General features: G+C 65.5%; 4 protein-coding genes and 1 pseudogene. All 5 read right to left on the bottom strand.

The genetic code is table 11. From position 1 onward, the window contains the following. A pseudogene (locus PMI42_RS10600) lies at window positions 1-273 on the bottom strand (hypothetical protein); the annotation flags it as partial. A gap of 346 nt (window positions 274-619) precedes the next feature. Further along, window positions 620-3,202 carry a cell cycle histidine kinase CckA gene (gene cckA, locus PMI42_RS10595; protein WP_008133455.1) on the bottom strand — a complete coding sequence of 861 codons (2,583 nt, stop codon included), beginning with the start codon at window positions 3,200-3,202 and terminating at the stop codon, window positions 620-622. 154 nt (window positions 3,203-3,356) lie between these two features. Continuing rightward, window positions 3,357-4,436, bottom strand: coding sequence for a flagellar biosynthesis protein FlhB (gene flhB / locus PMI42_RS10590; RefSeq protein ID WP_008133454.1), 1,080 nt, complete (start codon window positions 4,434-4,436; stop codon window positions 3,357-3,359). Between the two features lie 10 nt (window positions 4,437-4,446). Further along, a complete protein-coding gene (gene fliR, locus PMI42_RS10585; protein WP_008133452.1) occupies window positions 4,447-5,217 on the bottom strand; it encodes a flagellar biosynthetic protein FliR in 771 nt (256 codons plus the stop codon). A 17-nt stretch (window positions 5,218-5,234) separates the two neighbouring features. Next, a complete protein-coding gene (gene fliQ, locus PMI42_RS10580; protein WP_007612284.1) occupies window positions 5,235-5,498 on the bottom strand; it encodes a flagellar biosynthesis protein FliQ in 264 nt (87 codons plus the stop codon). Between the last annotated feature and the right edge of the window lie 79 nt (window positions 5,499-5,577).

Below are 5,577 nucleotides of genomic sequence, written 5' to 3'. Positions count from 1 at the left end.
GGGGGCGGCAGCCGCCGAATTCATGCCTGCACCCGGCTGGGTGTAGGTGCGGTTGAACTGCGAGGTCGAGCCCGGCGCGGTCGTGGTCGACGGAGGCGCCGAATAGGTGCGCGAGCCGCGCGATCCCGACGACATGCCGCCGCCGACGCGGGCGTCAGCGGACGAGATGGCGAGCGCGGTCGGCAGCGCAAGCGCCAGCACGACGGCGCTCGTCTTGAAGAGAGAGCGGGAGCGTTGCGAGAAAGTCATGTGCGTTTCCCAAATCCCCGGCATGGGGACGTGCCCCTAAGATGGGCAGACTTCCCGAAAAGTGAAGACGGTTTCGGAACTTGTGGCTGCGGCCCTCAGTCGCGGGGATGTGGCAAAAGCCCATATTTGGCGGGGGTTTGCCCGGGTGCGCGGGGGAACTGTGGTCGCAGGTTACCGGCGGGTCTTGGACCGATTTCCGCTTTATCCCCGTCATTGCGAGCGCAGCTCTCTCCCCACCGTCATTGCGAGCAGCGCAGCGACGAAGCAATCCAGAGTCTTTCCGCCGAGGGATTCTGGATTGCTTCGCTACGCTCGCAATGACGGTGGGGAGAGAATTGCGCACAATGGCCCAAGGGAAGCCCGCGCGCCCTCAGCCCTGTTTCGTCATCGTCTCCTTCACCGCGGCCACAAGCTGGCTGAGCGTGAAGGGCTTTGGCAGGAAGTCGAACTGCTGTCCCTCGGGCAGGCTCTTCTCGAAGGCGTCCTCGGCGTAGCCGGACACGAAGATGAACCTGATGTCGGGATTCTTCTCGCGCATCGCCTTGAGCAAGGTCGGGCCGTCCATCTCGGGCATCACGACGTCGGAGACGACGAGATCGATGCCGCCGCTCTGCTCCTCCAGCACTTCCATCGCCTCGACGCCGTTCTCGGCCTCGACCACGGTGTAGCCGCGCGAACGCAGGCCGCGGGCGTTGAGCGCGCGCAGACCTTCTTCGTCTTCGACCAGCAGGATGGTGCCCTGACCGGTGAGATCGGTGCGAGGCTTCGCCTCCGCTGTCGCGGCAGCAGCTTCCTTCGCAGCACCATTGGTGACGGACGGCGCCGCCGCCTGCTCGACCTGCGCTTCCGGCTCGGCGTGATGGCGCGGCAGGAAGATATGGAACGAGGTGCCCTGCCCCGGCTCGGAGTCGACGTAGATGAAGCCACCGGTCTGCTTGACGATGCCGTAGACCGTCGAGAGCCCGAGGCCGGTGCCCTTGCCGACTTCCTTGGTCGAGAAGAACGGCTCGAAGATCTTGTCGCGAATGTCGGCGGGAATGCCGGTGCCGGTGTCGGCAACCTCGATCCGCACGTAATCCGCCGCCGGCATGCCCTTGTAGGCGAGCTTGGCGGCCTCTTCCGCGGTGACGTTGGCGGTTCGGATGATCAGCTTGCCGCCGTCGGGCATGGCATCGCGCGCGTTGACCGCGAGGTTGACGATCACCTGCTCGAACTGGGAGACGTCGACCTTGACCGGCCAGAGGTCGCGGCCATGGATGGTCTCCTGCTTGACCTTCTCGCCGATCAGGCGGCGCAGCAGCATGGCGAGGTCGGACAGCGCGTCGCCGAGATCGAGCACCTGCGGCCGCAGCGTCTGCCGCCGCGAGAAGGCGAGCAGCTGCCGCACCAGCGTCGCGGCACGCGTCGCGTTCTGCTTGATCTGCATGATGTCCTGGAACGACGGATCGGTCGGCTTGTGCGCGTTCAGCAGGAAGTCGTTCGCCATCATGATGGCGGACAGCACGTTGTTGAAGTCGTGGGCGATGCCGCCGGCGAGCTGGCCGACCGTCTCCATCTTCTGCGACTGGTTGATCTGGTTCTCCAGCGCGCGCCGCTCGGTGGTCTCGAGCATGTGCACGATGGCCGCTTCCTGGTCGTTCTCGGCGGCGTCGACCGGCGTGACGAAGAACTGGCCCCAGCGCTCCTTGGTTCCTTCCAGCGCCACCTCGACCGGCGCGATGTCGGCCTTGTTCTCGGCGGCCTGGTTGATCGCCGCGATCAGCAGATGACGGTCGCGCGAATTGACCGCGCGGAAGATCGACTTGGAGGCGCTGTCGAGCCCGAGCGCCTGGCCGAGCTTGGCGTAGCGCGCATTGGCGCGCACGACATTGCCGCCGCGATCGACGGTCGCGATCGCCATCGGCGTGTGGTCGAAGAAGCGCATGAAGCGCACTTCGGCGGCACGGTCAGGATCGCTGCGCTCGTCGCGGGCGCGGCTGATGACAAGGGTGCGCGATGGCCCCGGCGCACCGTCGGCGCCGAAGGCGAGCTTGTGATAGAGCCGCACCGGCATGGTCTTGCCGTTGCGCATGCGCAAATCGATGTCGAAGACCTCGGTCTTCACCTCGCCCGGCACCGCCACGATCGACGTCAGCAGCGAGGCGCCGTCGCCCGAGACGATGTCGGTGAGCTTCAGCCCGCCCGAGCCGATCTCGGCGAGATCATAGTCGAGCCAGTTCGCCAGCGTCGCGTTGACATATGCAAGTTCGCCGGCCGGATTGACCGAGAAGAAGCCGCAAGGCGCGTGATCGAGATATTCGATCGCGTGCTGGAGCTCCTGGAACACGTCCTCCTGGCGCTCGCGGTCGCGGGTGATGTCGGCGATCGACCACACCGCGTATTTCGTCTCGCGCTTGCCGGTGCCGAGCGGGCGAACCCGCATGCGCAGCCAGCGGCCCTGGCTGCCGTCCTGGCCGGAGATGCGCACCTCTTCCTGCTGCCGCTTGCCTTCGCGGGCGGCCTTCAGCAGGCGGAACACGGCCTCGGAGACGTCGGGGTTGCCGATGAAGACGCGCTCGACCGGGCGCACGTCCTGCGGGCCGGTGGCGCCGGTCAGCGTCAGATAGGCCGCGTTGGAATAGACGACATGGCCCCGCGGATCGGTCACGGCCAGACCATCGAAGGCGTGATCGGCGATGCGCCCCATCACGGGATCGTCGAGGTTGCGGTCGACGAAGCGGATGATGCCGGCGGCGAAGGCGAACAGGTTGAACAGGCCGACCATCGCCAGCACGGCGAGGATGCCGAGAATATAGGGCTGCGCCTGCGCGCGCCCGAGCGTCATCAGCCCGACGGCAACGGCGACGAGGCCGGCGGCCACCAGCAGCACCAGCGCAATGCTGCCCGAGCGCGGCGACGGCTCGTGCGCCGCAACGGGCTCTCGCGTCAGGTCGTGGTCGGTCTCAGCAGTCATCTCAAGCTGGCACAGCCTGTCGGCAGAGAATCAACGCGCTGCGGCGCGCGCGGGGCCTTCCCTGCCCCAATCGGACCCGCAGGCGCAAGGGCAGCAGGGGCGAAAGGTACGCTGATTCCCAGTTTACGGCCATTTCCGGTACTTTTCGGGTTTTTTATCCGCGCCCGGCGCCAAATCCGCGCTTCAGCCGCATGACGTAGCCGATGACCTCGGCGACCGCATGGTAGTGCTCGGTCGGGATTTCCTGGTCGATTTCGACGGTGGCGTAGAGTGCGCGGGCCAGCGGCACGTTCTCCACGATCGGGATGTCGTGCTGCTTCGCGATCTCCCTGATCTTGAAGGCGAGATTGTCGACGCCCTTGGCGACGCAGATCGGCGCCGACATGCCGCGCTCGTAGGACAGCGCGATCGAATAGTGGGTCGGGTTGGTGATGATCACGGAGGCCTTGGGAACCGCCGCCATCATGCGCTTCTTCGAGCGCTGCTGGCGCAACTGCCGCAGCTTGCCCTTGATGTGCGGGTCGCCTTCGGACTGCTTGAACTCTTCCTTGATCTCCTGGAGCGACATCTTCTGCCGCTGGAACCAGCTGCGATACTGGAAGAAATAGTCGCCGATGGCGATGATCGCGAGCGCTGCGACCACCGCGCCGAGCAGATGGATGGTCAGGCTGGTGGTGGCGCCCAGCATGGCGGCCGGATCCAGCTTGACCATCGCCTCCAAACGATGCCGCTCCGGCCACAGGATCGTGGTCATGACCGCGCCCAGCACGATCAGCTTGCCGAGGCCCTTGAGGAAGTTCGCCGCTGCCTGCTTGCCGAAGATGCGCTTGAGGCCCTCGGCGGGCGAGAGCTTGCTGAATTTGGGCTTGAGGGATTCGGCCGACCAGACCAGGCGGTGCTGGAGCATGTTGCCCGCGATCGCCGCCAGCACCAGCATCAGCAAGGGCACGCCGACCGCCGCGAGCACGGCGACCTCGATCTGCTGCATCAGCGCGAGCAGGGCCTTGCCATCGGTCTTGATCATCCAGGAATTGGCGAGCAGGTTGCGCATCGGCGTCACCAGCCCGCTGCCAACCGATCCCGAAAAGGTCGAGACCACGAGCGTGGCGCCCGCGATCATGAACCAGGTGTTGATCTCCTGGCTCTTGGCGACGTCGCCGCGTTCGAGCGCCTCTTCCAGACGTTTTTGCGTCGGATCTTCTGTTTGACTCTCTGGATCATTGTCTTCCGCCATCGATCCCTCGTTACTTGAGCGGCATCATCTGGTGCATGACACCGATGAAGTAATCGAGATACGTGCCCATCATCGCGGTCAGCACCACGGCGAGCACCAGGAAGCCGGCGAAGATCGACAGCGGCACGCCGACGAAATAGACCTGCATCTGCGGCATCAGCCGCGCCAGCACGCCGAGCCCGATGTTGAAGACGAGGCCGAACACCAGGAATGGCCCGGAGAGTTGCAGGCCGAGGCGAAACGCGGCGGCGAAGGCGCGCGTCGCCAGCGACGCGACATCGCCGCTCGACACGGTCTCGCCCGGCGAGAAGATCGCGTAGCTGTCGTTCAGCGCGGCGATCACCAGATGATGGCTGTCGGTGGCGAACAGCAGCGTCACCCCCAGCATGGTCAGGAAGTTGCCGACCAGCACGCCCTGCTGTCCTTGCGTCGGATCGACCGAGGTGACGAAGCCGAGTCCCATCTGCTGGGCGATCACGGCACCGGCGACCTGGAGCGCCGACAGCGTCACGCGCGCGGTGGCACCCAGCACGATGCCGATCACGATCTCATGCAGCATCAGGACCAGCAGCGGGGCGAGCGAGCCCATGTCGACCTGATAGGCGCTCCGGTGCAGCGGCAGAATGATGAGCGTCAGCAGCAGCGCGATCGACAGCTTGATCCGCGTCGGGATGTTGGTCTCGCCGAGCCCCGGCAACAGCATCACCATCGCGCCCACCCGGGCGAAGGCGAGCATGAAGGAGGCGGCGAGCGCCGGCAGCAGCGAGACGTCGATGCGCATGGTGGGCGCATTGTGCCTCAGCCGCCGATGATTCGCGACGAGATCCGCAGCATGTGGGAATGGAGCGCGTCGGCCATGAACGGCAACGCCAACAGCATCGTGGCGAAGATGGCCAAAATCTTCGGCACGTAGATCAGCGTCTGCTCCTGGATCTGCGTCAGCGCCTGGAACAGCGACACGACGACGCCGACCACGAGGCCGACCACCATCAGCGGCGACGACACGATCACAATGGTCCAGATCGCATCACGCGCGACGTCGAGGGTCTCGGGTCCGGTCATCTACAAACTTCCTCTGTTCATTCCTCGCCTCCCACCACTCCTGTGAGCGATGCAAAGGCCTATCCCCGTCATTGCGAGC

The sequence above is a fragment of the Bradyrhizobium sp. YR681 genome, from assembly GCF_000282615.1.
GTDB lineage: Bacteria > Pseudomonadota > Alphaproteobacteria > Rhizobiales > Xanthobacteraceae > Bradyrhizobium.
This window is presented reverse-complemented; position numbering and strand designations above follow the sequence as displayed.

Excerpts from the sequence above, each read along its gene's own strand:
- fliQ (WP_007612284.1), bottom strand. The coding sequence starts at position 5,498 with ATGACCGGACCCGAGACCCTCGACGTCGCGCGTGATGCGATCTGGACC.
- flhB (WP_008133454.1), bottom strand. The coding sequence starts at position 4,436 with ATGGCGGAAGACAATGATCCAGAGAGTCAAACAGAAGATCCGACGCAA.
- fliR (WP_008133452.1), bottom strand. The coding sequence starts at position 5,217 with ATGCGCATCGACGTCTCGCTGCTGCCGGCGCTCGCCGCCTCCTTCATG.
- cckA (WP_008133455.1), bottom strand. The coding sequence starts at position 3,202 with ATGACTGCTGAGACCGACCACGACCTGACGCGAGAGCCCGTTGCGGCG.